The sequence below is a fragment of the Candidatus Krumholzibacteriia bacterium genome, from assembly GCA_035268685.1.
Taxonomy (GTDB): domain Bacteria; phylum Krumholzibacteriota; class Krumholzibacteriia; order JAJRXK01; family JAJRXK01; genus JAJRXK01.
In genome coordinates this window covers 18,487-44,770 of the sequence record DATFKK010000111.1, presented here as the reverse complement: position 1 = coordinate 44,770, position 26,284 = coordinate 18,487, and the positions used below count along the sequence as shown (strand labels likewise).

Annotated in this window: 22 protein-coding genes; 13 read left to right on the top strand and 9 right to left on the bottom strand. The window is 69.2% G+C overall.

Features of this window, described 5'->3' with window-relative positions:
• The first annotated feature begins 21 nt into the window (after positions 1 to 21).
• On the top strand, positions 22 to 2,061 hold the full coding sequence (locus VKA86_10760) for a TonB-dependent receptor (protein HKK71688.1): 2,040 nt from the start codon (positions 22 to 24) through the stop codon (positions 2,059 to 2,061).
• A 4-nt stretch (positions 2,062 to 2,065) separates the two neighbouring features.
• Here VKA86_10760 and VKA86_10755 read toward each other — a convergent pair whose 3' ends face one another.
• Genes VKA86_10755 through VKA86_10745 form a run of 3 tightly spaced genes read right to left on the bottom strand, consistent with a single transcriptional unit; the run spans position 2,066 to position 4,520 of the window.
• Positions 2,066 to 2,941 carry a fructosamine kinase family protein gene (locus tag VKA86_10755; protein HKK71687.1) on the bottom strand — a complete coding sequence of 292 codons (876 nt, stop codon included), beginning with the start codon at positions 2,939 to 2,941 and terminating at the stop codon, positions 2,066 to 2,068.
• Positions 2,938 to 3,414 (bottom strand): low molecular weight protein-tyrosine-phosphatase, encoded by a 477-nt coding sequence (locus tag VKA86_10750; GenBank protein HKK71686.1) that lies wholly within the window; start codon positions 3,412 to 3,414, stop codon positions 2,938 to 2,940. Before VKA86_10750 ends, VKA86_10755 begins: the two co-directional genes overlap by 4 nt.
• A gap of 5 nt (positions 3,415 to 3,419) precedes the next feature.
• Positions 3,420 to 4,520, bottom strand: a complete 1,101-nt coding sequence (locus VKA86_10745) for a hypothetical protein (protein ID HKK71685.1) — start codon at positions 4,518 to 4,520, stop codon at positions 3,420 to 3,422.
• Between the two features lie 260 nt (positions 4,521 to 4,780).
• Between VKA86_10745 and VKA86_10740 the strand changes: the two genes are divergently transcribed.
• Positions 4,781 to 6,115 carry a hypothetical protein gene (locus VKA86_10740; protein HKK71684.1) on the top strand — a complete coding sequence of 445 codons (1,335 nt, stop codon included), beginning with the start codon at positions 4,781 to 4,783 and terminating at the stop codon, positions 6,113 to 6,115.
• 7 nt (positions 6,116 to 6,122) lie between these two features.
• On the opposite strand, the gene VKA86_10735 is transcribed toward VKA86_10740, so the two are convergent.
• Positions 6,123 to 7,346 (bottom strand): aminotransferase class I/II-fold pyridoxal phosphate-dependent enzyme, encoded by a 1,224-nt coding sequence (locus tag VKA86_10735; protein HKK71683.1) that lies wholly within the window; start codon positions 7,344 to 7,346, stop codon positions 6,123 to 6,125.
• A gap of 126 nt (positions 7,347 to 7,472) precedes the next feature.
• On the opposite strand from VKA86_10735, the gene VKA86_10730 reads away from it, so the two are divergent.
• A complete protein-coding gene (locus VKA86_10730; GenBank protein ID HKK71682.1) occupies positions 7,473 to 8,783 on the top strand; it encodes an aminotransferase class I/II-fold pyridoxal phosphate-dependent enzyme in 1,311 nt (436 codons plus the stop codon).
• A 67-nt stretch (positions 8,784 to 8,850) separates the two neighbouring features.
• Here the strand turns inward: VKA86_10730 and VKA86_10725 are convergent, their stop codons facing one another.
• Complete coding sequence (locus tag VKA86_10725; protein HKK71681.1) at positions 8,851 to 9,549, bottom strand: hypothetical protein; 699 nt, start codon at positions 9,547 to 9,549, stop codon at positions 8,851 to 8,853.
• A 285-nt stretch (positions 9,550 to 9,834) separates the two neighbouring features.
• Between VKA86_10725 and VKA86_10720 the strand changes: the two genes are divergently transcribed.
• The 3 genes from VKA86_10720 (at position 9,835) to VKA86_10710 (ending at position 13,351) form a co-directional block, all read left to right on the top strand.
• Complete coding sequence (locus VKA86_10720; protein HKK71680.1) at positions 9,835 to 11,205, top strand: sodium-dependent transporter; 1,371 nt, start codon at positions 9,835 to 9,837, stop codon at positions 11,203 to 11,205.
• Between the two features lie 132 nt (positions 11,206 to 11,337).
• A complete protein-coding gene (locus tag VKA86_10715; protein ID HKK71679.1) occupies positions 11,338 to 12,726 on the top strand; it encodes a saccharopine dehydrogenase C-terminal domain-containing protein in 1,389 nt (462 codons plus the stop codon).
• A 67-nt stretch (positions 12,727 to 12,793) separates the two neighbouring features.
• Complete coding sequence (locus VKA86_10710) at positions 12,794 to 13,351, top strand: hypothetical protein (protein HKK71678.1); 558 nt, start codon at positions 12,794 to 12,796, stop codon at positions 13,349 to 13,351.
• A gap of 12 nt (positions 13,352 to 13,363) precedes the next feature.
• On the opposite strand, the gene VKA86_10705 is transcribed toward VKA86_10710, so the two are convergent.
• The 4 genes from VKA86_10705 to VKA86_10690 form a co-directional block, all read right to left on the bottom strand.
• Positions 13,364 to 15,052, bottom strand: coding sequence for a hypothetical protein (locus tag VKA86_10705; protein HKK71677.1), 1,689 nt, complete (start codon positions 15,050 to 15,052; stop codon positions 13,364 to 13,366).
• 91 nt (positions 15,053 to 15,143) lie between these two features.
• Positions 15,144 to 15,983 (bottom strand): DNA-formamidopyrimidine glycosylase family protein, encoded by an 840-nt coding sequence (locus tag VKA86_10700; protein ID HKK71676.1) that lies wholly within the window; start codon positions 15,981 to 15,983, stop codon positions 15,144 to 15,146.
• Between the two features lie 85 nt (positions 15,984 to 16,068).
• Complete coding sequence (gene tpx, locus VKA86_10695) at positions 16,069 to 16,563, bottom strand: thiol peroxidase (GenBank protein ID HKK71675.1); 495 nt, start codon at positions 16,561 to 16,563, stop codon at positions 16,069 to 16,071.
• Positions 16,564 to 16,658: 95 nt separating this feature from the next.
• Positions 16,659 to 17,369, bottom strand: a complete 711-nt coding sequence (locus VKA86_10690; protein HKK71674.1) for an SDR family oxidoreductase — start codon at positions 17,367 to 17,369, stop codon at positions 16,659 to 16,661.
• Positions 17,370 to 17,658: 289 nt separating this feature from the next.
• Here VKA86_10690 and VKA86_10685 point away from each other — a divergent pair, with 289 nt between their 5' ends.
• The 7 genes from VKA86_10685 (at position 17,659) to VKA86_10655 (ending at position 26,280) form a co-directional block, all read left to right on the top strand.
• Complete coding sequence (locus tag VKA86_10685; GenBank protein HKK71673.1) at positions 17,659 to 20,154, top strand: M12 family metallo-peptidase; 2,496 nt, start codon at positions 17,659 to 17,661, stop codon at positions 20,152 to 20,154.
• Between the two features lie 151 nt (positions 20,155 to 20,305).
• The gene (locus VKA86_10680) at positions 20,306 to 20,671 is read left to right on the top strand and encodes a DsrE family protein (protein ID HKK71672.1); all 366 of its coding nucleotides are present in this window, start codon (positions 20,306 to 20,308) and stop codon (positions 20,669 to 20,671) included.
• Between the two features lie 5 nt (positions 20,672 to 20,676).
• Positions 20,677 to 21,423 (top strand): OsmC family protein, encoded by a 747-nt coding sequence (locus VKA86_10675; protein ID HKK71671.1) that lies wholly within the window; start codon positions 20,677 to 20,679, stop codon positions 21,421 to 21,423.
• Positions 21,424 to 21,439: 16 nt separating this feature from the next.
• Complete coding sequence (locus VKA86_10670) at positions 21,440 to 22,186, top strand: SDR family NAD(P)-dependent oxidoreductase (GenBank protein HKK71670.1); 747 nt, start codon at positions 21,440 to 21,442, stop codon at positions 22,184 to 22,186.
• Between the two features lie 86 nt (positions 22,187 to 22,272).
• Positions 22,273 to 24,345, top strand: a complete 2,073-nt coding sequence (locus VKA86_10665) for a prolyl oligopeptidase family serine peptidase (GenBank protein HKK71669.1) — start codon at positions 22,273 to 22,275, stop codon at positions 24,343 to 24,345.
• A 73-nt stretch (positions 24,346 to 24,418) separates the two neighbouring features.
• Entirely contained in the window at positions 24,419 to 25,570 is a 1,152-nt protein-coding gene (locus VKA86_10660) for a cobalamin-independent methionine synthase II family protein (protein HKK71668.1), read from the top strand.
• A 32-nt stretch (positions 25,571 to 25,602) separates the two neighbouring features.
• Positions 25,603 to 26,280 carry a 2OG-Fe(II) oxygenase gene (locus VKA86_10655; GenBank protein HKK71667.1) on the top strand — a complete coding sequence of 226 codons (678 nt, stop codon included), beginning with the start codon at positions 25,603 to 25,605 and terminating at the stop codon, positions 26,278 to 26,280.
• Positions 26,281 to 26,284: the final 4 nt, after the last annotated feature.

The following is a 26,284-nucleotide window of genomic DNA, read 5'->3' as shown; positions in this document are numbered from 1 at the left end:
CCCATCTCTACGAGGAGGACCATGTCACCACGACTGCCCGAATGGATGTGGGTCGCGCTCGCGATCGCCCTCGCCAGCCCGGCCCGGGCCGGCGACGGGCTCGAGGAGCTGTCACTCGAAGAGCTCCTCGAGGTCGAGGTCGTCACGGCCTCGAAGCGGCCGACGTCGGCGTTCGAGACCCCGGCCGCGGTCACCGTGCTCACGCAGGACGACCTGCGTCGCTACGGCGCGGTCACCCTGGTCGACGCCCTCGAGTGGGTCCCGGGGGTCCAGTTCTCGCGCCTGAACGCCGCCAACACGGCGGTCGGCGTGCGGGGCTTCAACGGCGTGCTCTCCGACAAGCTCCTCGTCCTGATCGACGGCCGCTCCGTCTACAGCCTGTTCTTCTCGGGGGTCTACTGGGACGAGCACGACCTGCCGATCGACGACATCGACCGGATCGAGATCGTCCGGGGCCCCGGCGGTGCACTGTGGGGTGCGAACGCGGTGAACGGCGTGATCAACGTGGTCACGCGCGAAGCGGGCGAGACGCAGGGTTGGTCGGTCTCGAGTCGCGTGAGTGGAGACGAGTTCGGCGCCCGGGCCCGGTTCGGGGGCCGCGTCGGCGACGAGGGACACGGACGGGTCTGGATCAGCGGCCACGACCGCGGTGAGTTCGACGCCGCTCCGGGCCAGTTCGACGGCGGGGGATGGAGGAACCTGTCCACCGGCTTGCGCTACGACGCCCCGGCCGGCGGTGGTCGGGTGACGCTCAACGCCCGGGCCTACCGGGTCGAGACCGAGCGCCAGGACGTGCTGTTCGACGAAGAGCGCCAGGTCGACGTGGTGCGGGACGTGGACCTCCACCTCACCCAGGCGGTGTCGGCCCTCGCGCGCTGGGTGCGTCCGGTGGGGAATCGCTCGAGTGTCGCGGTGCAGAGCTGGCTGGAGTTCCACGACCGTGACGAGCGCCTGTTCCACGAGGAGCGCTTCAGCTACGACGCCGACCTCCAGTTCACGCGCGAGGGCGACCGCCACGACTTCGTCACAGGGGCCAACCTCCGGGTGTCCGACGATCGGATCCGGGGGAGCTCGACCTACGGCTTCGTGCCCACGAGCCGGACGCTCCACTGGACGAGCCTGTTCGTGCAGGACGAGTTCCGCGCGACCGACCGCGTCCGCCTGATCGCGGGGACCAAGTTGGAGCACAACGACGACTCGGGATGGGAGTGGCAGCCGAGCGTTCGTACCGCGTTCGACACCGGCCGGGCCGGATTCTTCTGGGCCGCTGCGTCGCGTGCCGTCCGGACGCCGTCGCGTGCCCTGACGTCCACCGTGGCCCGCCGGCAGGTGGGACCCGGCCAGGGCGAACTCGTGTCGACCATCGCGAACTTCGAGGGCGATCCTGGCCTCGACGCCGAATCGATGCTCGCCTACGAGATGGGCTGGAGGAAACAGCTCGGGTCCGCCGTCGGGATCGACCTGGCCGTCTTCCAGCAGGACTACGACGACCTCGTGTACAACGTGGTGGAGCAACCGGAGGTCGCCGGCGGAATCGACGTGCCGCCTCACCTGGAGCTCGACTCGGAAGTCGTCAACGGAGCCGAGATGCGGGCCCGCGGCATGGAGACCGTGCTCGAGGTACGGCCGCGACCCTGGATCCGTCTCCAGGCCAGCTACACCTATCTCGATCTCGATCTGCTTGCCGCGCCGATGGACCCCGAACAGGGGGACGTCGCGGTCAGCTTCTTCAACAACAATCCCGAGGACTCGCCCCGGCACATGGGCTTCCTCCGCCTGGGTGTGGCTCCGACCTCGACCTGGAGCGCCGACCTCGGCCTGCGCGTGAGTTCCGCCCTCGACGACGTGTCCGAGGATCAGGCCGTCTATCGCCTCCCGATCGAAGGCGTCCAGGAGCTGCAGGCGAGACTGGCGTGGCGACCGGACCCCGCCGTGGAAGTGTCGGTGCTGGGCCGGAATCTCATCGACGACGGGCGGGTGGATCTCGAGGACCGCACCGACATCTATCCGTCGGCCGAGATCCCGCGGCAGGTCTTCCTGCAACTCAGCGTGCAGCGCTGAACGCTCAGCCCGCGTAGCGAAGGGCGCAGTCGCGCGTCGACGCGGCGTAGGCCCCACCGAACAAGACGTAGTGGTTGATCAGGTGGTACAGCTCGTACAGACCGAGTCGTTGCCGCCATCCCGGTTCCAGCGGCCAGGCCTCCTGGTAGGCCTCCCACACTGCCGGCCCGAACCCTCCGAACAGCGACATCATGCCGAGCTCGGCCTCGCGGTGTCCGAAGTAGGCAGCGGGGTCGATCAGGGCGGGTGCGCCGTCCGCCGTGCAGTGCAGGTTCCCCGACCAGAGATCGCCGTGGATCAACGACGACGGCCCGTCGTCGATCCATTCCTCGAGGCGATCGGCGATCGAGTCGAGCAGATCGACGGTGCCGCGGTCGAGTCCGCGGTCGGCCGCCAGACGGACGTGGTGCCGGATCCGATGTTCGGCGTAGAAGGCGGGCCAGCGGTCGGTCCAGGGATTCGGCTGAGGGGTGGCACCACAGTAGCCGTCGACGTCGAAGCCGAATCCGCGATCGTCGGCGTGGCGGTGCAGCGAGGCCAGACCGTGCCCGAGGCGCTCGTCGAAGTCGGGCGCCCGGCGTCCGGGCTCGAGGTACTCGATCACGAGAAAGCCGCCGTTCTGGGCATCGTCACGGAACCCCAGGACGCGGGGGATCACGAGCGGGCCACCGGCGGCGCGCAGGGCTTCGAGCCCCCGCGCCTCGGACTCGAACTGGTGGGGCAGAGGACGATCGTTGCCCTTCACCACGAAGCGCTCGCCCACGTCCACGACGAAGGCGTCGTTGATGCACCCGCCCCCGAGGGGCTCGCGGTCGAAGTCGCCGACCGGACGACCGAGCCCTTCCTCGAGCACCTGCCGCAGCCGCGTGTCGTCGATCACCGGCCCAACTCCGCTTCCACCCGGTCGAGCAGCGCTCGGCAGCTGCGCTCGACCATCGCGTAGACGACGTCGAAGCCCTGCGGCCCTCCGTAGTAGGGGTCGGGGACGTCACCGGCACCCTCGGGGTCGAAGTCGCGCAGACGGTGGATGCGTGCCTCACCGCTGGCTTCGGCCAGGCGACGAAGATCGCGCTCGTTGTCGGTGTCCATGGCCACGACCCAGTGGAAGTCGGCGAGGTCCCCGTTCTCGATCCGCCGAGCCGACTGCCCGTCGAGGCTCACTCCGTTGCGCACCGCCACCTCGAGCGAGCGTGGGTCCGGGCCCTCGCCCACGTGCCAACCGCCCGTGCCCGCCGAATCGACCTCGATCCGATCGTCCAGCCCGCGTTCGGTGACCAGATGGCGGAACACGCCCTCGGCCAACGGAGAGCGGCAGATGTTTCCCAGGCACACGAAGAGCACACGTTGCGTCACGGCGGTCACTCCTGATCGGAGGTAGGGGTCGTCATGGTGTCGCTCGAAGCAGGCTCGAGATCATCGATCCAGTCGTCGATGTCGTCGAGGTCGTCGAGCAGGTCGTCGAGGTCGTCGTCGCCCGTGCCCGGGATCGGGGCCGTCAGGCGGATCCCGATCACGGTGGCGTCCGGGGGATCCGAACGGTCGGCTCGGCCCGGTTCGCGGGCCACGTCGAGGCTCACGCTCCAGCGGCGCGACAGCGGTGCGCGGAGCCCGGCCCCGAAGGTCATGATGGTATCGAGTTCGTCGTCGCGCACGCCCGCGCGCAGGAAGACCACGTCGGCCACCGCGAGTTCGACACCCGCCGCCAGGATGGGGTGGTCCGGCGCCTCGTCGTAGAGGGGCCACGCGGCATCGACCGCGGCCCGCAGCGCCAGTCGGGGCCTCCACCAGTGCGCCCCGGCGCCGACGGCCACGGCCGAGGCGAGGGCCGACCGTCGGGTCAGGACTTGGGAGGTTCCGGAGCCGAACGTGATCGTCTCGGCCCGGACGTCGACGTCCTCTCCGACGCGCCGCAGAGCCGCCCCGCCCCGCAGCGACAGCGACCCCGATGCGAAGGGGAGGGCATTGCTCGTGACGAGTCCGCCGACACTGCCCGCGAAGAGCAGATCGTCGTGTCCCGCCGCGGCGAAGGCCGTGTCGACGGTGGCGGTCCGCAGGGTGAAGCCGCTCACGCCACTCTTCGAGACCGCGTGCAGGGTCGCACCCACCGACCACCGTCCGTCGTCGGCCCGCCAGGCCATCCCGAGGTTCGTGAGTTCGTGGTCGAGATCCACGAGGAGCCGCGCGTCCCCGGCCAGGGGCAGGCCGTCGGCCTGTAGCCTCCGATGCGACACGCTCAACGCCGGCAGGCGGCGATCGCCGACACCCAGGGGAACGATCACGCCCACTGCCCAGGGATCGACGGCCGGATCGACGAAACGATCGATCTGCCACGACACGTCGAGCCGGATCCCCGTTCCCTCGGCCGCCAGAGCGGGCTGGTCGAGGGCGTCGAACGCTCCGGTGCCGAACACGGTGTCGGCACCGCCGAGGGCCGCGCTGGCCCCGGCGGCCGATCGCACGACCACGCTCTCCGCCGTGGCCGAGGGCTGGGCCGCAGCCCCCGTCGCCAGGAGGAGAGCCCCCAGCACAGTGCAGCGAAAGCGTTGGGTGGACATGCCTCGGGGGGGGTCGGAGTGGGTGGAGCGCCGCGCCCAGACTAACGCCCGTCCTCGACGCTGGAAAGATCAGGGCGGCGTCGCGACACCGGTCGCGGGCCTACCGGCCTTCGACTATCCCTGACGGGTCATCGATCCACACACCGAGCTCCCGAGGTCCGCTCTTGAGCCGCCTACGCATCGGACTCCGCCGCGAGGACAAGAACCCGTGGGAGCGCCGCGTCGCCCTCACCCCCGACGCCGTCGCCCGGCTCACCGGTGCCGGGGTCGAGATCCTGGCCGAGCGTTTCGCCCGGCGGGCCTTCGACGATGCGTCCTACGCGAGCGCCGGGGCCACCCTGGTCGACGACGTCCGGCACGCCGACGTCGTGCTGGGCATCAAGGAGATCCCGGCGTCCTGGTTCCGCCGCGACGGGGCCTACCTGTTCTTCTCGCACACGATCAAGGGCCAGTGGTTCAACATGCCCATGCTGGCCCGGATGGTCGACCTGGGCTGCACGCTGATCGACTACGAGCGCGTGACCGACGCCACCGGCCGACGGATGATCTACTTCAGCCACCACGCCGGCGTCGCCGGCATGATCGACAGCCTGTGGGCCCTCGGCCGCCGTCTGACGGCAATGGGTCACGAGAACCCCTTCGACCGGCTCCGACCCGCACACCGTTACCCCGACGTGGGTGAGGCCCGCGAAGCCGTGCGTGCCGCCGGCGAGCGGATCCGCGCCGGGGAGGTCCCCGACGAGGTGCGGCCACTCACCGTGGGCTTCACCGGCAGCGGGAACGTCACCAACGGCGCCCTCGAGATCTTCGATCTCCTTCCCTTCGAGAACGTCGCTCCCGAGGAGCTCGCCGGCTGGAACGCGGCGCACGAACACGTGGGCGACCGCATCGGACGCGTCCGCTTCGAGCTCCACCACCTCGTGCAGCGGGCCGACGGTGGTTTCGACACGCGGGAGTACTACGCGACGCCCGAGCGCTACCGCTCGCGGCTCAGGGAGTTCCTGTCGCACGTGGCCCTCTTCGTGCACGGCGTCTACTGGGACGAGCGCTATCCCGTCTTCGCCACGCGTGAGGACCTCAACGCGGCCACCGCTCCGAGCGGGCGCTTGCTCGCGGTGGGCGACATCACCTGCGACGTGGAGGGCTCGCTCGCGTGCACGGTCCGCGACACCGAGCCCGGCGACCCCGTCTACGTCTTCGATCCGGCCACCGGCGAGGCCCCCTCGGGCTTCGACGGACCCGGCGTCGCCGTGATGGCCGTGGGCAACCTGCCGACCGAGCTGCCGATCGAGTCGTCGGAGACCTTCTCCGATGCGCTCGAACCCTTCGTCGAAGCGCTGGCCGACCTCGATCTCGGCACCTCCTTCGAAGATGCCGATCTGCCCGATCCGATCCGCCGCGCGACGATCCTCTGGCGAGGGCAGCTCACGCCGGACTTCGCCTACCTCGGGGCCGAACTCGAGCGCCTGGGGCTGCGCGCCGGCCGGACGAGCGGCTGACACCCGCTCAGCGGATCCGCTCGAGCACCCGCAGGACCTCGTCGACGTCGGCCTCGGTGTGGGCCGCGTTGACCTGGAAGCGGATGGTCTCGTCGCCCTTGGGCACCACCGGGAAGGTCAGCCCCACCACGAGCACGCCGTGCTCGAAGAACGCGCCGACCATCGCCCGTGTCCGGTCGGTGTCGCGCACGAGCAACGGAACCACGGGGTGCGGACCCGGGATCGACTCCATACCCAACGACCCGATGCCCGCACGGAACTGGGCGATCCGATCGTGCAGGTGTCGCAGACGCTGCCGGCCTTCGTCGCTGTCGGTGATGTCGAGGGCCTCGATCGCCGCCGCGCAATCGGCTGCGCTGAGCGGGTTGGTGTAGATGTAGGTGTCGGCCTTCTGGCGCACGGCCTCGACCACCTCGGAACTGCTCGCGACGAAGCCGCCGTTCACCCCGAAGGCCTTGCCGAAGGTGCCCACGACGACGTCGGCCTTCGCCCCGGCGTACTCCTCGGTGCCGCGACCGGTCTGCCCGTAGGCGCCGATTCCGTGCGAGTCGTCGACCACCGTGATCAACCCCTCGGCGAAGCGATCACGGTGCGGCGCGAGGATCGCGTCGATCTCGTCGAGCGGGGCGGTGTCGCCCCGCATGCTGAACACTCCGTCGAAGATCACGACCACGCGCTCGATCCCGTCGGGCACCTGCTCCACGCATTCCTCGAGGTGCGCCATGTCGTTGTGGCGGTAGATCGCCTTGTTCTCGCGCGGGACATTGGCGATGCGCATTGCACGAATGATGCAGTTGTGGTTGAGCTCGTCGCCGATCCAGTAGGTCTGGCGGTTCTGGATGGCCAATGCGAGCCCCAGATTACTCGTGTAGGCCGAGTTGAAGATCTTCGCGGCCGGTTTGCCGCAGAAGGCGGCCACCCGGCGCTCGAGCGCGACGTGCGGGGTGAACGTCCCGTCGATGAAGCGAACCGCACCGGGACCCACACCGAAGTCCTTGGCGGCGACGTCCGCCCGGTGGAGCAATCGCTCGTCGTGGCTCAACGACAGATAGCTGTTGGAGTTCATGCGCAGGAACTCCTGGTCGTTGCCCTCGATCCGATAGCGCGGACCGCGGCCGTCGCGGGGCGGCACGTATCCGCTCAGGACACGCTCGGGCGCCTTGGCGCGACCCTCGGCGGCGAGCGCTTCGACATCCCGGGCCAGACCGGCGTTGAGCTTCTCGAGCGACATGGCGGTTCCTTCGCGCAGCGGGTGACACGTCAGGACGATTGATCCCGTACGATGGGATGCTAGCTTCGAAGCCTGGGGCGGACAAGGCGGTGCCGCCCCCGCCCTCCACCGCGCGAGGAGTCCGCCATGGCGTCGCGTCCCGCTCCCGAGGTCCACCTGAACTTGAACGTGCGCGGGATGCGTGCATCGGCCACGCTCGCGATCAACGAGCGGAGCGAGGAGCTCCGGCGGCAAGGACGTGACGTGTACCGCCTGGGACTCGGCCAGTCGCCCTTTCCCGTGCCCGAGGTGGTGATCGAGGCCCTGCGACAGAACGCCCACCAGAAGGCCTACCTACCGGTGCGCGGGCTCCGCCAGCTCCGCGGAGCCGTGGCGGCCTACCACCGTCGCACCGACGGACTGCACTGCGAAGGCAACCACGTGCTGATCGGGCCGGGCAGCAAGGAGCTCATGTTCCTTCTGCAGCTCGTGTACTACGGCGATCTGGTGATCCCCACACCGAGCTGGGTCAGCTACGCGCCCCAGGCCCACATCCTGGGCCGGCAGGTGCGGTGGCTGGAGACCCGCGCGAGCAATCGCTGGAGGCTCACGCCCGAAGAACTCGAGCGACTTGGGTCCGAGGACCCCGGCCGGCCGCGGATCGTCATCCTGAACTACCCCAGCAACCCAACGGGCGACACGCTCCGCACCGACGACCTGCGCGCCCTGGCCCGGGTGGCCCGGAAGTACCGCATGGTCGTGGTGAGCGACGAGATCTACGGCGAACTGCACCACCGTGGACAGCACGTGTCGATCGCGCGCTACTACCCCGAGGGCACGATCGTCAGTGCGGGACTGTCGAAGTGGTGTGGTGCCGGCGGCTGGCGGCTCGGGACCTTCACCTTCCCGCCGGGTCTCTGCTGGCTGCTCGACGCCATGGCCGCCGTCGCGAGCGAGACCTACACGTCGACCTCGGCGCCGATCCAGTTCGCCGCGGTGCGGGCCTTCGAGGGCGGGCTCGAGATCGAAGAGTACCTGCAGCAGAGCCGGAGGGTCCTGCGCGCGCTCGGCCGGGCCCTGGCCAGCCGGCTCCGCGACGCCGGCGCCGAGGTCATCGATCCCCGCGGCGGTTTCTATCTGTTCCCCGACTTCTGCAACCACCGCGAGGCCCTGGCGGCGCGTGGCATCCGCACGAGCCGCGACCTGTGCGAGAAGCTGTTGGAGGAGACCGGAGTGGCGATCCTGCCGGGAAGCGACTTCGGGCGTCCGCCCGACGAACTGACCGCTCGACTGGCCTACGTGAACTTCGACGGCGCGCGCGCCATCGTCGCTGCCCGTGAGGTCCCGAGTGACCGCCCCCTCGACGAAGAGTTCCTCGACATCCACTGCCCGTCGACCCTCGAGGCCGCGCGTGTGATGGCGGACTGGCTGCTCGACGGAGCTCGCCGCGATGGCTGAGCACCACGGAGGAGGGGCGCCCCGCGCGGGACGCCCCTCCTGGATCCGTTCGGATCGAAGGTCGGGCCTAGAACCGGGCCTTGACCTCGCCGAAGCTGGTCTCGTCGCTGTCCACGGTCAGCAGTTCGATGTCGGCGTCACGGCGGGGCAGGACCTCGCCGATGCCCTGGAAGCACTTGCTGGAGCCACGGACACGCACGATGTCGCCCGCGAGGGCGTCCAGAGCGGCGGTGTCGATGCCGGTGGTGCCGTCGACGAACACGATCACGGGACCGCTGCCGTCGTCGACCTCGTACACGCTGTTGAAGCCGGAGCTGACGATGCTGAGCAGCCCCTCGACCTCGACGAAGTTGCCGAGCTGGTCGGTGCCGTCCGCCAGGTCGCCGCTGGTCAGGGTGACGGGGGTGATGGCGTTGCCGGAGCTGAGCACGTTCACGGTCACGCCGTTGAGCTGGATCTCCTCGTTGAAGGCACCGACGGTCCCGGTGACCTCGATCTCGTCACCCTCGGCGAGCACGCCCTGGAAGGCCGAGTCGAAGAAGGTCATGCCGCCGTCGGTGTTGTCCTGGAAGTACACGGAGCCGCTGTTGTAGGTGCCGGCCTCGACGTACACGACGCCGGTCAGCGTGACGGTGTCGCCGTCGAACGGGCTCGGCGCGCAGCCGGGGTCGCCGTGGATCTCTGCGCTCGTCTGGGCGGTGGCCACACCGGCGGCACCGGCCACGAGAGCGACGGTCGAAACGATGGTCGTGAGCCTCTTGATCATGGGGTTCCTTACTGAAGCGCTCGAGGTTGGGTTGGGGTACGATCGTCCGCGTTCCGGAAATCGCCCCCGGGCACGAAGCATACAGACCGAGTATAGCAGGGCCGTCGCTCGGGATCCATCCACCTGAAACGTGACTCTCACCCGACTTTCGCCGGATTCGCGAACCTTGACCGTTTCCTCATCGCATCCTTAGACTCGCGGGCTCGCGCGCCCGACCGGGCGCGGAATCCCGGCCCACCAGGCCCGCCCGCCGCGGGTCGCCCACCGGTGCACGCAGGAGAAACGATGCAGACCCAGGAAGAACGACCCGCACGCGGCCAATGGGGATCGAGCCTCGGCTTCGTCCTCGCCGCCGCCGGATCGGCGATCGGACTCGGCAACATCTGGCGTTTCCCCTACGTGGCGGGGGAGAACGGCGGCGCCGCGTTCGTGATCATCTACCTGGCGTGCATCGCCCTGATCTGCCTGCCGTATCTCTTCGCCGAACTGTTGGTGGGCCGGTCGGCGCACAAGAATCCCGTCGGCGCGATCAAGGCGATCGCGCCGAACACTCCGTGGTGGATCGTCGGGGCGCTGGGCGTGCTCACCGGAGTGTTCATCCTGAGCTACTACGGAGTCATCGCCGGCTGGGTCTTCGGGTACGTCTTCAAGGGATTCGTGGCCCATGACCTTCCCTTCACCGAGTTCATCGCGGATCCGGTGGTCGTCGTACCGCTCTTCGCGCTGTTCATGCTGTTCACGGTCTTCGTCGTCCTGGGCGGTGTGGAGAAGGGGATCGAGCGCGCGGCGAAGATCCTCATGCCGATCCTCCTCCTGCTCATGTTCGTGGTGATCGTCCGGGGGCTGACGCTTCCCGGTGCCGGAGCGGGACTGGAGTTCTACCTGAAACCGGATTTCTCGAAGGTGGACGGTCCGGTGGTGCTGGCCGCGCTCGGTCAGGCGTTCTTCTCGCTGAGCCTCGGGATGGGCGCCATGATCACCTACGGCAGCTATCTGCCGAAGACCTCGAACCTGCGGATCGCGGGCGGATCGGTGGCGCTCTTCGACACGGGGATCGCGCTGCTGGCCGGACTCATGATCTTTCCGGCGGTGTTCGCGGCAGGCGAGGACCCCGCGGGCGGACCGGCGCTGGTGTTCATGACGCTGCCCAAGGTCTTCGACGCGATGCCGGCCGGTCAGGTCGTCGGCCTGCTGTTCTTCCTGCTGCTCTCGGTGGCGGCGCTGACCTCGACCGTGTCGTTGCTCGAAGTCGTCGTGAGCTACACCGTCGACGAGAAGAAGTGGTCACGGCGAAAGAGCGTGTGGACGGTGGCGGTCGCCTGCTTCCTGATCGGTCTGCCGTCGGCGCTGTCGCAGGGCGCCGTGCCGGCCCTCGGCGGTGAGGGCTTCTCGATCCTGGGCAAGAGCGACTTCCTGTCGGTCATGGATTTCCTCTGGGGGAACATCTCGCTGGCCCTGGGGGCGCTGCTGCTGTCGATCTTCGTCGGTTGGATCTGGGGTCGGCGTGGGGCGGCCGCCGAACTCAAGCTGGGCAGCGGTGTCTCCGAGAGGTCGATCTCGTTCTGGTGGATCTTCGTCCGCTACATCTGCCCGGTGGTGATCTTCATCGTGCTGCTGAACATCTTCGGTGTGTTCGGCGACTTCGTCGGGGGCTGAGCCGACGACGGCATCCGATCCGCAACCCACAGTTGCGCCCCGGCCTCGGGCCGTACACATTGGGGCGTCCGCCGGGCTGCGGGCGCACTTCGTCGTCGCGCCCGCAGCCGACTCACGGCCCCCCGACCCAGCGTGAGAACCTTGAAGCAGATCCTCGTCCTCGGCGCCGGACAGAGCGCGCCCTACCTGATCTCACGCCTGCTCGACCTGGCGCAAGAGCACGACTGGCAGATCACCGTCGGCGACCGCGACGCCGACCTCGCCGCCCGCCGCGTGGGAGATCACACCCGGGGACGGGCGATCGCCTTCGACATCAACGACGGGGAGAGCCGTGACCGCTGGATCGGCGAGGCCGACGTCGTGGTCAACATGCTCGCCCCACGCTTCCTCGACCTGGTCGCGTGGGACTGCCTCGCCCACTCCACGCCGATGCTCTCGGTCAGCTACCGCACGCGCCCGATCCGGGACATGCACGAGGAGGCCGTGCGGAAGAACACCCTGCTGCTGTGCGAACTGGGCCTGGACCCGGGGATCGACCACATGTCGGCCATGGCGCTCATCGACCGTGTGGATCGCGAGGGGGGCCACGTACGCGCCTTCCGTAGCTACGGCAGCGGAGTCCCGGCACCGGAGAACGCCGACACCAATCCCATGCGCTACGTCGTGACCTGGAACCCCCGCAACGTGGCCATGAGCAGCGAGACGGGCGCGCAGTACATGGAGCACGGGCACATCAAGTGCGTGCCCTTCCACCACGTCTTCCATCACACCTGGCACGTCGACGTCGATGGGGTCGGAAGGCTCGAGGCCTATCCGAACCGTGACTCGCTCAGCTACATGCAGAGCTTCGGCCTCGACGAGGTCGAGACCATGATCCGCGGCACCTTGCGCTACCCGGGCTGGAGCGAGACGTGGTCACGCATCGTGGCCCTGGGTCTGCCGAACGAACACCTGCGCATTCCCGACCTGGAGAACAGGACGTACCGTGACGTCGTCGAGATGTTCCTGCCGATGATCCTCTCCGGTGACCGGGTTCCCGACATCGAGGAACGGGTCTCGAAGTTCCTCGACATCAGCCCCACCGGCCGGATCATGGAGAACCTGCGCTGGCTCGGACTGTTCTCCGACGAGAAGATCGAGGGCCAGGGCGAGACCGCAGCGGCCATGCTGACCAATCTCCTGGCGCGGAAGATGCCGCTGAGGCACGGCGACCGCGACGTGGTGATCATCAAGCACGAACTCGACGTGGAGTACGACGACCGGCCGGCCGAGCACATCGGCTCGACCATGGTCCATCGCGGCGAACCCGACGGTTTCACGGCGATGGCCCGCAGCGTGGGAGCACCGGTGGTCATGGTGACGCGGTTGCTCCTGACCGGGGAACTGGACCTGGTCGGGGCCCACCTCCCGTTGCACCCGTCGATCCATGGCCCCGTGCTGCGCGATCTCGGCGACGAAGGCATGGCCTTCACCGAGACGCGGGGACCGGTGGCCGATTCCGGAGCGCGGGGAGCCGGATGATCCGGACTTGCCCCGAACGCACCGAGGAGTCGAGACTCCACGCCCCCGGACCCCGAGGCCGATTCCCATGCGCCAGTCCTCCTCGACCGTGATCGTCGTCCTGCTCGCCCTGCTCCTGCAGCCCCTCGCCGCCGGAGCGGCCCCTCCGAACGAGCACCTGGCCGTGCTCGCACCCTTCGTCGGGAAGACCTGGCGCGGCGAGTTCGTCGACTCGACACCCGAGAATCCGCGCGTCGACGTGCAGCGCTGGGAGTGGGCCCTGAACGGCCAGGGGATCCGGATCGTCCACTCGCTGAACGACGGCGAGTACGGCGGCGAGACCATGGTGATGTACGACCGTGAACGCGAGCGGTTGATCTACTTCTACTTCACCACGGCGGGCTTCTACACCACCGGCACCATCGTCGCCGACGACGGGATGTTCGTGTCGCACGAGGAGGTCGTCGGCTCGAACGAGGGCGTGACCGCCGTGCGGTCGACCTCGAGGATCCTCGACGACGGCCGGCTCGAGAGCCACGCGGAGTACCTGAAGAACGGCGAGTGGGTCCCCGGCCACGGGGTCGTCTACGAGGAGGACCCCACGGCCGAGGTTGTGTTCCCGTCGGTGGAGACCGGCGGCGACTAGGCGACCAGGCGACTAGAGGTCGGACTCGCCCAGGCCCCGGAAGAGCGTCCAGAGGGCTCGGGCCGACTCGGTCCGCATCTCCATACGCCCACGCAGCCAGGTCCCGTCGACCCGAGTGGCCCCGAAGACGGGCGCCGAGGGAGCGTCCGCGAATGCGGCGCGCAAGGCCTCGAAGTCGACGTCGTCGCTCGACTGCGGGACGACGTCGCTCAGCATCCGGAAGATCCGGCCCACGTCGACGACGGTCACGCCCAGGGCGCCGTCACCGGCCCAGGCGCGCGCCTCGACCAGCTCGGCGGGAGCCTCACCCGCCGGAGCCGCGCTCAAGCGCTCGAGCAGTGCGTCGACCGCCGCTGCGTCGTCGTCCATTGCCGTCACTGCGAGGTCGGGACCCACCGCGATCCAGACCGTCGACAGCCAGAGATCCATCATCGACCGGATGGCCGCGGCCTCTTCGCCCTGAGGATCGAGGTCGGCGTCGGAATGGGTCTCGAGCAGGGTCTCGATGTCCATGTCGAGTTCGGCCGAGCGGACCCCGAAGTCGCCGACCCGCCGGGTCTCGCCCCACTGCGCCCGCAGGCCGAGAGACGTGGCCGCGTCGAACGCGGCGACGGTGGCCTCCCCCAGCGCAGCGGGATCGACGGCCGGCTGGATCCAGCGCATGAGCGGGCCCGACGAGTCGAAGTGGAACGATCCCACGTACGGCGTCAGGTTCATCGATTCCATCAGCGCCGGCGACCCCATCTGCACCTTCCAGAGCATCGAGAGCATGTCGAAGTCGCCCTGCTCCCACGAGGTCTCGGCCATCATACCGAGGAATCCCCGGACCAACGGCTCGAGGTTCCGGAGGTCGAGGGCCGAGGCCATGTACACGGCGGCCCCCGGCTCCAGCGCACCGGTGTGGGCCCAGACGTCGTCCAACGAACCCTGCGGGCCGAGCTCGAGGGGACCGTCGGCGAGGAATTCGACCCCACCGCCCAGCTCCATGTGGTCGCCATCGACGTCGGCGGTGATCTCGAGCGTGGCCAGCCCCTCGCGCAGCATGCCCACCAGTTCCAGCGCGGCCGCGGCTCCTTCGGCATCGGTCAGGGATCGTGGCGGCGCACCCTCTTCGCCCTCGCGTGGCTGCGTCAGGGCCATCTGCACGAACATGTCGAGCATCGGCCCCAGAGCCCGGAACAGGCCGGCCATGTCCACGCGCGCGGTCACGTCGACGGCTGCCACGTCGGCCAGTAGCGCGGGATCCCCGTCCCCCGGAGCGTAGGCGGTGTCGGTCCCGAGCACTGCGTAGCCGTCGTCGAGGGCGAGTGGTCGGACCTGCAGCCGTGCCTCGATCTCGTCGGGTGTGGTCGAAGCGTCGCGCAGGGGTACGAGCATCGAAAACATGGGAGCGGGCGTCCCCGGCATGAGCCGAAGGACCACGGCGGCCGGACGGGCCGGATCCATGATCTCTTCGAGGCCGCGCATCTCGAGCGGCAGCATGTCCATCCAGGAGATCCCCTCGGCCGCCTCCGGCGCGAAGACACCCACCAGCGAGCGGACGTCGCGCTCGAGCGTCTCGACCGAAGGCACGTACACCACGGCGAGCGGATCGGCGGGGACCAGCCGGAGCAGTTCGGCCGGAGGCGCCGCCGCGCGTGCGAACACGGGACCCGTCGTCAGACCGAGAACGACGAGAAGAACGAACGAGAACCTGCGCATGATCGACCCCCGGGCTCGAGCGTGTGGGCGAACGGCTCCACGTCGGAAGACATTAGCGGGCCGCCGTCGTCGCGGCCACGCCCGAATCGTGTCAACGCTGCCGTGCCGGGACCCAGGCCGTGGTCCGCCCACCCACGGTGAGGAACTCGATGGCCTCGCCCCCCGCTGCCCGCGCCTCGGGGTTCTTGCCCCACCGGACGTGGAACAGCCAGTTCCGCGGAAAGCGGCCCTTGTCGGCGTCGACCTCCACGGCCTTGCGCACCACTGCGCGCAACGCCCGGCGCACGGTCAGCATCTCGCGTTCGGCGAGGGTGTTCGCCCGGCGCCGCGGATCGATTCCGGCCTGGTAGAGCACCTCGTCGGCGATCCAGTTGCCCACCCCCGCGGCGAAGGACTGGTCCATGAGCACGCCCTTCATGGTGCCGGTGCGCCGCCCGAGCCGCTCGACGAAGCGCTTCGGCGACGGCAGACCGAGCAGCGGATCGAAGCCCAGTGCCGAGATCGGCGGCTCGTTCCGAGGATCGGAACGCAGCCGGATCCGCCCCAGCCGACGGGCGTTGGTCATGACCAGCTCGCCGCCGTCCTCGAGGAACAGGTGGATCCTGGTGAAACGCGGGGGCCAGGGCTCGTGGCCGTCGACCTTCGGTCCGCTGCGCAGCTGCAGATCCGGCTGCTGCGGAACACGGAAGGCTCCGGTCATCCCGAAGTGGAAGAGAGGGTGCGGGCCCGCGTCGAGTTCGAACCACAACTGCTTGCCGTGGCGGTGCACGGCTTCCACGCGGCGGCCGCGGAGTCGGCGCTGCACCGTGGAGGGGGCCACGCCGTCGTAGACGATGCGATCGTCGGCGCACTTCACGCGGGCGATGCGCCGGCCACGGGCCGCGGCCTCGGCGATCCGACGGCCCCGTTCGACCTCGGGGAGTTCGGGCATGGTGGAGGTCCGGGGGAAGACGGATCCCGCCCCGGCCGGGGCCGGAGCGGGATTCCCACCGGGCGCGGAAGGCGCGCCCGGGCGATCAGAGAGCAGCCAGGGCGGCGTCGTAGTCCGGCTCGTCGGTGATCTCGCCCACCTGCTGGGTGTGGACCACCTTGTCGTTCTCGTCGACCACGATCACCGCGCGCGACATCAGACCGGCCAGCGGGCCGTCGATGATCAGCACGCCGTAGTCCTCGCCGAAACCACTGCGGAAGGTGCTGAGCACCGAAGCGTTCTCCACGCCCTCGGCCCCGCAGAAACGCTTGTTCGCGAAGGGCAGATCGGCCGAGATGTTCAGGACGACCACGTCGTCGCGCTCGCCGGCCTTGGCGTGGAAGTTCTTCACCGACATGGCGCACACCGGCGTGTCGAGACTCGGGAAGACGTTCAGGATCTTCTTCTTGCCGGCGTAGTCGCCGAGCGACTTCTCCGCCAGGTCGACGTCCACCAGCTTGAAGTCGGTGATCTTGTCGCCCTCGGCGGGCAGGTCGCCGCTGGTGTGGACGGGATTCCCCTTGAGCGTGATCTCGGCCATCGAATTCTCCTGCGATATGGGTTCTTCGGTCCCGGTGACGACCAGGGTAGACCAGGCGGGCTCGCTCGCCACCGGATTCGGATCTGCGTTCCGGTTCAGAGGGTCGGCACCTGATCGCGACGCCCGAACTCGATCGACTCGCCCCGGACATCGGCTCCGCGGTCGGACAACAGGTGGGCGCACATGGCTCCCACCTCGTCGCAGTGCAACCACTCGGGATCGCCCTCGGTGAGCTTGTACGACCGGATCGGGGTCATCAGGACCAGGGCGTTCACGCGGGCGGCGGTGTCGGGATGCTCGGCCACCAGCACGTCCTTGATCATGAGCTGCGCGGCGGCGGCGATACTCACGAAGCCGGCCTCGGGAATGGGCTCGAGCCCGGCACTGCCGTTGATCATCAGGAAGCTGCCCCCGTCGCGCTCGAGCAGATGCGGCATCCAGGTCTGCGCAGCCACCAGATGGGCCAGGAGGTTGTTGCGCGAGACGCGGTCGATCCACACGCCGATGTCGTCGTCGACCAGCTTGCCGTTCTGGACCCAGCCGCCCATGGAGACGATCACGTCGTCCACGCCGCCGAGGCGCTCGAGGATCTCGTCGCGGACACCGGCCGCATGGTCGGGGTGGGCGGCCTCGCCGACCAGGGTGACCAGCCCGTCGGGATCGCCCAGGGCCTCGCGCAGGCGCTCGGGCTTGTCCTGGTCGCGCGCGGGGACGGCGACACGTGCCCCCTGCCGCAACAGGACACGGCAGATCCCTTCACCGACCGCACCCGCACCTCCGAGCACGACCACTCTGCGACCGTCCACGACTCCCATGTCGATCTCCTCTCGCGGGTCCTTCGGCGTCGACGACACCGAGGCAGGAGGTTCCTGCCGACCCGGGGGAGTCTACAACGGGATCCGCAGGTCACCAGCCGCAGCCGGCGTCCCTCGGGGGAGCGCCTTGCAATGCGGGCCTCCCCGACGGCATACTGTTGGGTAGCGGAGGCGGCCGTCCCGACGGGTAGCGCCTCCCGGTTGCCGCTGCCTTCGACTGCATCCGATCGCGCCGCACCTGCCGCCCCCTGTGCTCGACATCGTCCCGAGAGGTGTTCCCATGTTCCGTAGCTCCCGACGCGCACCGGCCACGGTGCTGGGAATCGTCTGCCTGGCCCTCGCGACCTCCGCGCCCGCGACGGCGGCCACCGCCTGGTGGACGGACGAGGCCCCCCGGCTGGCCCGTTCGACCGCCGCCGACGACCTGGCGCAGGTCTACCGTACCTTCGGTGTCGACGCCGAGGACTTCCGGCGGCAGCTCGGCGCTGCGCCGAAGTCCTACACCGGCGACCCCGGTGTCGAGTTCCTCCTCCCCGATCCCGACGGCCAGCCCCAGCGCTTCCGCGTGGTCGAGGACCCCGTCCTCGCCCCCGAACTCGCCGCCCGCCGGCCCGACATCCGTACATTCTCCGGAGTCGGCCTCGACGACCCCTACGCCCGGGTGCGTTTCGGCGTCTCCGACCAGGGAGTCCACGCCCGCGTCCGCACCGTCAACGGCAGCTGGACCCTGGACAACCTGCGCGAGCTCGGCCCCGAGCTCGCCGTCGCCTGGTGGGATCGCGACGCCGCGCCCCGGCGCTTCGGCTGCGGCACCGGCGACGAGCAGATCGTCTCGCAGCTCCCCGATCCCGGCGTGGCCCTCGAACGGCGCCTGGGCACCCAGCTGCGGACCTATCGCTTCGCCATGACCGCCACCGGCGAGTTCACCACCCAGGCCGGCGGTGTCGCCAACACCGAGAGCATCATCACGACACTCGTGAACCTGATGAACACCCTGTACATCAACGAGTTCTCGGTCCGCTTCGAACTCGTCGCGATGAACGTCTACACCGACCCCGCCACCGACCCCTTCCCGAACGGCGGAGTGCTCGACAGCAACCTCCTGGTGCAGAACGACCAGGCCCTGGACGCCGAGATCGGCACCAACTCCTACGACGTGGGCCACGTCATCAGCGTGAACCCCGGCAATCCCGCCGGTGGCCTGGCCTACGTGGGCGTGCAGTGCAACTCGAGCTTCAAGGGCGGCGGCGGCACCCTGCTCGGGTCGGCGAGCACCGGGGCGGTCTATCCCGTGATGATCCACGAGGTGGGCCACCAGCTCGGATCGAGCCACAGCTTCAACAGCGAGCAGGGCGGCTGCAACGGCAACCGCTCGTCGAGCTGGGCCTACGAGATCGGCAGTGGCGTGACCATCATGTCCTACGCAGGCATCTGTGGGGCCGAGAACGTCCTCAACGACGACATCGACGTGTTCAACTCGGGCTCTCAGCAGCAGATCACCAACCGGATCATCTCCACCAGCTCGTGCGGGACGACCGAGCCGACCGGCAATTCGCTCCCGGCGATCGACCTGCTGCCAACCCTCACGATCCCGCGGGAAACGGCCTTCGAACTCACGGCCAACGTGACCGATCCCGACGGGGACGCCCTGACCTACAGCTGGGAACAGCACGACCTCGGTCCGGCCAGCCCGCCGGTCGACCCGGCCGACGGACCGGCCTTCCGCAACTTCGAGCCGGTGCCCGAGCCCTCGCGCTCGTTCCCACGCTACAACGCCTACCGCCGCGGTACGGTCACGCCGTGGGAGTTCCTGCCGACCGTCGATCGGCAGATGACCTTCCGCGTGCTCGTACGCGACAACAACCCGAACGGCGGCGCCGTGGTCTGGAGCTCGCAGTTCGTCAACGTGAGCGGCGACCCCTTCCGCGTGCTCTCTCCCGACGGGGGCGAGACCTTCGAGGCCGGCACCGGGATCACGGTGACCTGGGACGCCGGCGGCAGCGTGACCGACGAGGTGCGCATCCTCACCTCGGCCGACGGCGGGGTGACCTGGACCGAGGCCGTCGCGGCCACGCCCAACGACGGCCAGGCGACGGTGCTGACCCCCTGCGCGGCCACCACCGAGGCGCGGATCCGCATCGAAGGGGTCGGCAACGTCTTCTTCGACATCAGCGATGCCGACTTCACCACCACCGAGGAGACGACACCTCCCACCCTGGATTGTCCCGACACGGTGGTGCTGTCGGCGACGACGGCCGAGGGACTGCCGAGCGACGATCCCTCGGTGCTGACGGCCCTCGAGGCGGTCACCGTGAGCGACAACTGCGAATCGTCGGTGGTCCCGGTCTTCAACCTGCCGGACGTCCTGCCGATCGGCGACACGGTCGTCGCCGCGTCCGCCACCGACGCCGCCGGCAACCTCGGCTTCTGCACCTTCACGGTGACCGTCGAGGGCGGGACCTCGGTCACCGACCCGTGGAGCGACACGCCGGCCGCGACGAGGGCCGGCTTCGTGTCGATCGCACCGAATCCGTTCAATCCGCGGACCTCGATCGAATTCTCCCTCGAACGCGAGCAGCCCGTGCGACTCGACGTCCTCGATGCGCGCGGCCGTCACGTGCGGACCCTGCTCCGGGACGTGAGGGGTGCCGGCCTCCACGAGGTCACCTGGCGCGGCCGGACCGACGACGGGCGGACCGTCTCGAGCGGCGTGTACTACCTGCGTCTGCAGACCGACGCCGGGCGCCACGCCGCGCGCGTCGTGCTGCTGAAATAGCGGCCCGCACACCTGCGGTCGGACGCGGCGTCGGAGTCCTCCGGCGCCGCGTTCGCGTTCCATCCTTGACCCGGTTTTGACGTGCAGGAGGGCCGTCGCGGTGCGAGTGTTCAGAATTCGCGTCCGTCCCCGAACCCGGAGTTCCGCGCACATGTCGAACAAGTTCTGCGTCACCCTCTCCGAATCCCGCACCAACGGCGACAAGGCCACCCTGGCCTTCGTGGTCGCCAACGCCGCACTGGCGAGCGAGAAGGACACCATGGTCTTCCTGAGCGCCGACGGTGCCTGGGCCGCCGCCCCGGGCGAGGCCGAGAAGATCGACGAAGGCGAGCCCTTCGCGCCGCTGAAGGAGCTGGTCGACAAGTTCGTCCGCGGAGGCGGGAAGATCTGGGTCTGCTCGCCGTGCATGAAGAAGCGCTCGATCGGCGAGGACGACCTGATCGAGGGTGCGCAACCCGCCGGCGGGGCCGCCCTGGTCGAGTGGCTGGCCGACGGCTCCGGCTACTGCGCCTACTGATCGTGATGGCCGATCGCTCGAACGGCCCGGCCGCCGACCACGTCTTCGACGGCGGCGACCTCGACTGCGGCAGCGGGCTGGCGCTGCTGATCCGCCAGCACATCCAGCAGGTGCCGGTGGGCGGGATCCTCGAGATCCGCAGCCGCGAGGCCACGGTCCGCGACGACCTCCCGCCCTGGTGCCGCATGACCGGCCACGAGTACGTCGGAGAGCGCACCGACGACGAACCCGGCACCGTGCGTTACTTCGTGCGGCGCGGCGAGCCCGCCGAGGCCGAGGACGACGGCCTGGACGAGGACCTCCAACAGGCCCGCGAGTACGATTGGCGTGTGCGTGCCCGCTCCACCGGGCCCATGCGCAGCAAGGTCTACTTCCGGAACTTCACGGTCGAGGTCGGCCAGCCCGCCAGCTTCGAGGAACGCGACGAGCACGCCAGCGCGGTCGAGTACCTGCTCACGGCGCTGACCGCCTCGATCAGCACGGGCTTCGCCAACGAGTGCCGCCAGGCCTCGCTCGACGTCGACGACATCGAGATCACCGCCACCGGCCGGCTCGAGAACGTGCTCGTGGTGATGGGCCTCGCCGAGGAGGGCGACCCCGGCTTCTCCGAGATCACGCTCAAGTGCTTCGCTTCGTCCATGGACGACGAGGAGGCTCTGGGCGCATGCTTCGAGCGTGCGGTCGCCAGGTCGCCGATCGCCGCGACGCTGCGCAAGGCCTGCACCCTGCACATGAAGCTGGCCGTCGTCTGACGGCGATCGGAGGACCATGGATTCCGCGCAGAAACTGGTACTGGTCACGGGAAGCAGTTCGGGCATCGGCCGCGCCCTGGTCGACCTCCTGCTCCGCGACGACTGGCATGTGGTCGGTGTGGCGCGCCGGGACCCCGGGATCGAGCACGATCGCTACACGCACCACGCCGCGGACCTGAGCGAACTTCAGTCCCTGCCCGGGCTCGTCGACGAAGTGGTCGGCGCCCGGCTCGACGGCGTCGAGCGACTGGGACTGGTGAACAATGCGGCCCTGTTCGGCTCGCTGAGCTGGATGCGTGCCGTCGAGGCCACCGATCTGGGGCGGATGTTCGCCGTGAATTCGGCGGCCCCGCAGTTCCTCATGGGCCGGTTCGCGAAGATCCGGCCGGCGGGCTCCCGGCTGCGGATCGTGAACGTGTCGTCGGGAGCCGCCCATTCCGCCTACCCCGGCCTGGGCGACTACTGCGCCACCAAGGCCGCGCTGCGGATCGCCGGCCAGACCCTGGCCGCCGAGTTCGAGGAGGCCGGACTGCAGTCCCACGAGGCCGCGGTGTTCAGCTACGAACCCGGCCTGGTCGAGACCGACATGCAGCGCGAGGCCCGCTCGACCTCGCCCGACCACTTCCCGGGCCACCAGACCTTCAACGACTTCCGGGCCCAGGGCCTGCTGCACCGCCCGGAGGACGTGGTCGGCGAGATGGCCGCGTTCCTCGGAACCGATCCGGATTCCTGGTTCACCGAGCGCCGATACGGCGAGGACTGATCGGAGCCGGTGCCTGACACGGGGGCACGGAGTCCTTACATTGCACCGTTGCCGTATCCACGACCCGTCCCTCGAAGGGAGCCGACATGCCCCGCTTCGTCCTGCTGTTGACCCTCGGTGCCCTGCTGGTGACCACACCGGCCCTGGCCTCCGACGACGACCCCTACCTGTGGTTGGAGGAGGTCGAGGGCGAGAAGGCCCTCGAGTGGGTCGAGGAGCGCAGCGCCGAGGACACCGCCGAGCTCGAGGCCATCCCCGAGTTCGACGAGATCCACCAGGAGCTGCTCGAGATCTACAACTCGCAGGACCGGATCCCCTACGTGTCGATCCAGGGCCCGTGGCTCTACAACTTCTGGCGCGACGCCGAGCACGTGCGCGGCGTCTGGCGCCGGACCTTCCTCGACTCGTACCTGAGCGACGAGCCCGTCTGGGAGACGGTGATCGACGTCGACGCCCTGGCCGAGGAAGAGGGCGAGAACTGGGTCTGGAAGGGTGCCCAGGGCCTGGGGCCGGACTACCGGCGCTACCTGGTGAACCTCTCGCGCGGCGGGGGCGACGCCACCGTGGTCCGCGAGTTCGACGCCGCGACCAGGACCTGGGTCGAGGACGGCTTCCAGCTGCCCGAGGCGAAGTCGAACGTCGGCTGGAAGGACATCGACACCGTCTGGGTGGGCACCGACTTCGGCGAGGGCTCGCTCACCGATTCGGGCTATCCGCGCCTGGTGAAGCTGTGGGAGCGGGGCACCCCGCTCGAGGAGGCCGAGCTGGTCTACGCCGGCGAGCAGACGGACGTCTCGGTCGGTGCCTTCACCAACCGCACCGACCAGGGCGACTACGACCTCGTCTACCAGACGCCGGAGTTCTTCCGCGGAACGTACCGCATGCTGCTCGACGGCCATCTGGTGAAGCTCGACATCCCGAGCGACGCCCAGCCCCGTGGCTTCTTCGAGGGCCAGATGATGCTCTCGTTGCGGTCGGACTGGGAGGTCGACGGCACGACGTATCCGAAGGGCGCGCTGTTGTCGATCGACCTCGACGCCTTCCTCGCCGGTGGCCGCGACTTCGACGTGATCTTCGAGCCCAGCGAGCGTGTCTCGCTGTCGGGCGTGAGCAACACGCGCAGCCGTCTGCTGCTGGTCACCCTCGACAACGTGCGCAGCCGTCTGTACGAGCTGACCTACGACGACGGCGCCTGGACGCGCGACGAGGTCGAACTGCCCGGCATGGGTTCGGTCGGCCTGGCCGCCACCAGCGATCAGCACGACCACTACTTCCTCACCTACACCGATCCGCTCACACCCTCGAGCCTCTACCTGAAGCGTCCGGGCGCCGAGCCCGAGAAGGTGAAGAGCACGCCCGAGTACTTCGACGCCTCGGGCATGGACGTGGTGCAGTACGAGGCCGAGTCGGCCGACGGCACCATGATCCCCTACTTCGTCATGACCCCGAAGGGATTCGAGGCCGACGGCCAGAACCCGACGCTGCTGTACGGATACGGCGGCTTCGAGGTGTCCATGCTGCCGCGCTACTCCGCGGCCACGGGCAAGGCCTGGGTCGAGCGCGGCGGCGTGTACGTGATCGCCAACATCCGCGGCGGCGGTGAGTTCGGTCCGCGCTGGCACCAGGCGGCCCTGCGCGAGAACCGCCAGCGGGCCTACGACGACTTCATCGCCGTGGCCGAGGACCTGATCGACCGCGACATCACCTCGCGCGAACACCTCGGCATCGCCGGCGGCAGCAACGGCGGCCTGCTGGTCGGTGCGGTCATGGTGCAGCGCCCCGAGCTGTTCGAAGCGGTCGTCTGCCAGGTCCCGCTGCTCGACATGAAGCGTTACCACCAGCTCCTGGCCGGCGCGAGTTGGATGGCCGAGTACGGCAACCCCGACACCGACGACTGGAAGTACATGAAGGAGTGGTCGCCGTACCAGAACGTCGAGGAGGACGCCGACTACCCGCGCGCGCTCTTCTACACCTCGACCCGCGACGACCGGGTACACCCCGGCCACGCGCGCAAGATGGTGAAGAAGATGACCGACATGGGCCACGACGTGCTGTACTACGAGAACACCGAGGGCGGCCACGGCATGGCTGCCAACCAGAACCAGCGCGCGTACATGTGGGCGCTCACCTACGCCTACCTGTTCGACATGCTGCGCTAGTCCATCGGGGCGGCCGTCCGATCGGGCGGCCGCTCACCCTCTTCGCGCCCACGCTCCCCCCGAGGACCACCCGATGTTCGACGTCACCACCGTGGGCAGCTGGCCCCGGAGCAAGGAACTGCTGAAGGCCCTCCGTGCGCGGCAGAAGGGTCGCATGTCCCGCGAGGACTTCGCCCGGATCGCCGACGACGAGGTCCGGGCCTGCGTCGCACGCCAGGAGCAGGCGGGTGTCGACGTCGTGACCGACGGCGAGCACCACCGCGACAACTTCTACTCGTTCGTGACCGACAAGCTCGAGGGGACCGAGCTCATGTCGCTGGCCGAGATGCTCGACACCGTCGAGGACAAGTCGAGCTTCGACGAGATGCTCGCCACGCTCGACGTCCCGGCATCGGCCATCAAGAACCCGACGTGCACGGGACGCCTCGAGCGCCGCGAGCCCCTGGCCGTGGACGAGCTCCGCTTCGTGCAGGAACTCACCGACACGCCCGTGAAGGTCACCCTGCCGGGACCCTACCTGCTCACCCGCTCCATGTGGGTGAACGGCTACTCCAACCGTTCCTACGGTGACAAGACCGAGATGGGCGACGACGTCGTCCGGATCCTGCACGACGAACTCGTCGACCTGCGGGACGCCGGCGCGGCCATCGTGCAGTTCGACGAGCCGGTGCTCACCGAGATCGTCATGGGTGAGGACTGCGACCGCCGCACCTTCATGTGAGCGACCCTGGCGACCCGCCGGGACGCGGGTGCAGAGCTCGAATACGCGGCCGACCTGATCAACCGGGTGATCGGAGGTGTCGAGGGCGTACGCACGGCCATGCACGTGTGCCGCGGCAACTGGAGCCGCCGTGAGGACGTGTTGCTGACCGGCGACTACGCGAAACTGTTGCCCTGCTTCGAGGCCATGGAGGTCGACCAGCTCGTGCTGGAGTACGCCACGCCCAGGGCCGGTGACATCGAGGTCGTCGGAAGCGCGCTGAACGATCGCGAGATCGGCCTGGGCGTGGTGAACCCGCGGACCGACGATCCCGAGCCCGTCGAGGACATCGTGCGGCAGGCCGAGCGGGCCCTCGAGTTCTGGCGACCCGAGCAGATCCTGCTGAATCCCGACTGCGGCTTCGGCTGCTTCGCCAACCGGTGCGTCAACGAGGCCGAGAACGCCGGCCGCAAACTCGACGCCATGGTCGCGGCCTCACGGGTGCTCCGGGAGAGACACGGCTAGATTGTGGCGGTCTCCCACCGCGAGGCCCGCCCTTGAACGCGATCTCCGATCCCCGCGACCGGTCGGCGGGGAAGCCGCGGCCACGGTCCATCTGCCCCCGTTTCGCCGAGCACGCCGACCGCATCGTGGCCGGCCTCGCCGACCACGGCCACGTCGTCGTCGACGACTTCGTCACGGCCGATTTCGTCGAGCGCCTCCGCACCGAGGCTCATGCGCTGCGGACCACCGGCGCCTTCCGACCGGCCGGCGTGGGCCGCGGCGCGAGCTGGCGGCGCGTCCTCGAGGTTCGCGGCGACGAGGTGCTCTGGGTGGATCCCGCCCGGCCGACCCGCGAACAGGCCCCGCTCCTGACGGTCATGGAGGATCTGCGCCTCGTCCTGAACCGGCACCTCTACCTCGGTCTGACCGACTACGAGGCCCACCTGGCCGTCTACCCGGCCGGCCACACCTACGTGCGCCACCGCGACCAGCACTCCGACAGCGACGCCCGGGTCGTCACCACGAGCCTCTACCTGAACGACGACTGGGCCCCCGGCGACGGCGGGCGCCTGCGCGTGTTCCTCGACGACGGAAGGACCCTGGAGGTTCCCCCGGCCGGCGGCGTGCTGGTCGTCTTCCTGAGTCAGGACTTGGAACACGAGGTGCTCCCGGCGCGCCGGGAACGGACCAGTTGGACCGGCTGGATGCGCCGGGCGTCCCGCGGCCGCTGAGGCT

Bases quoted from the DNA above. Each gene is read 5' to 3' on its own strand.
- VKA86_10760 (HKK71688.1), top strand. From the start codon at position 22: ATGTCACCACGACTGCCCGAATGGATGTGGGTCGCGCTCGCGATCGCC.
- VKA86_10735 (HKK71683.1), bottom strand. From the start codon at position 7,346: ATGTCGCTCGAGAAGCTCAACGCCGGTCTGGCCCGGGATGTCGAAGCG.
- VKA86_10730 (HKK71682.1), top strand. From the start codon at position 7,473: ATGGCGTCGCGTCCCGCTCCCGAGGTCCACCTGAACTTGAACGTGCGC.
- VKA86_10725 (HKK71681.1), bottom strand. From the start codon at position 9,549: ATGATCAAGAGGCTCACGACCATCGTTTCGACCGTCGCTCTCGTGGCC.
- VKA86_10720 (HKK71680.1), top strand. From the start codon at position 9,835: ATGCAGACCCAGGAAGAACGACCCGCACGCGGCCAATGGGGATCGAGC.
- VKA86_10710 (HKK71678.1), top strand. From the start codon at position 12,794: ATGCGCCAGTCCTCCTCGACCGTGATCGTCGTCCTGCTCGCCCTGCTC.
- VKA86_10705 (HKK71677.1), bottom strand. From the start codon at position 15,052: ATGCGCAGGTTCTCGTTCGTTCTTCTCGTCGTTCTCGGTCTGACGACG.
- VKA86_10700 (HKK71676.1), bottom strand. From the start codon at position 15,983: ATGCCCGAACTCCCCGAGGTCGAACGGGGCCGTCGGATCGCCGAGGCC.
- tpx (HKK71675.1), bottom strand. From the start codon at position 16,563: ATGGCCGAGATCACGCTCAAGGGGAATCCCGTCCACACCAGCGGCGAC.
- VKA86_10685 (HKK71673.1), top strand. From the start codon at position 17,659: ATGTTCCGTAGCTCCCGACGCGCACCGGCCACGGTGCTGGGAATCGTC.
- VKA86_10680 (HKK71672.1), top strand. From the start codon at position 20,306: ATGTCGAACAAGTTCTGCGTCACCCTCTCCGAATCCCGCACCAACGGC.
- VKA86_10675 (HKK71671.1), top strand. From the start codon at position 20,677: ATGGCCGATCGCTCGAACGGCCCGGCCGCCGACCACGTCTTCGACGGC.
- VKA86_10670 (HKK71670.1), top strand. From the start codon at position 21,440: ATGGATTCCGCGCAGAAACTGGTACTGGTCACGGGAAGCAGTTCGGGC.
- VKA86_10665 (HKK71669.1), top strand. From the start codon at position 22,273: ATGCCCCGCTTCGTCCTGCTGTTGACCCTCGGTGCCCTGCTGGTGACC.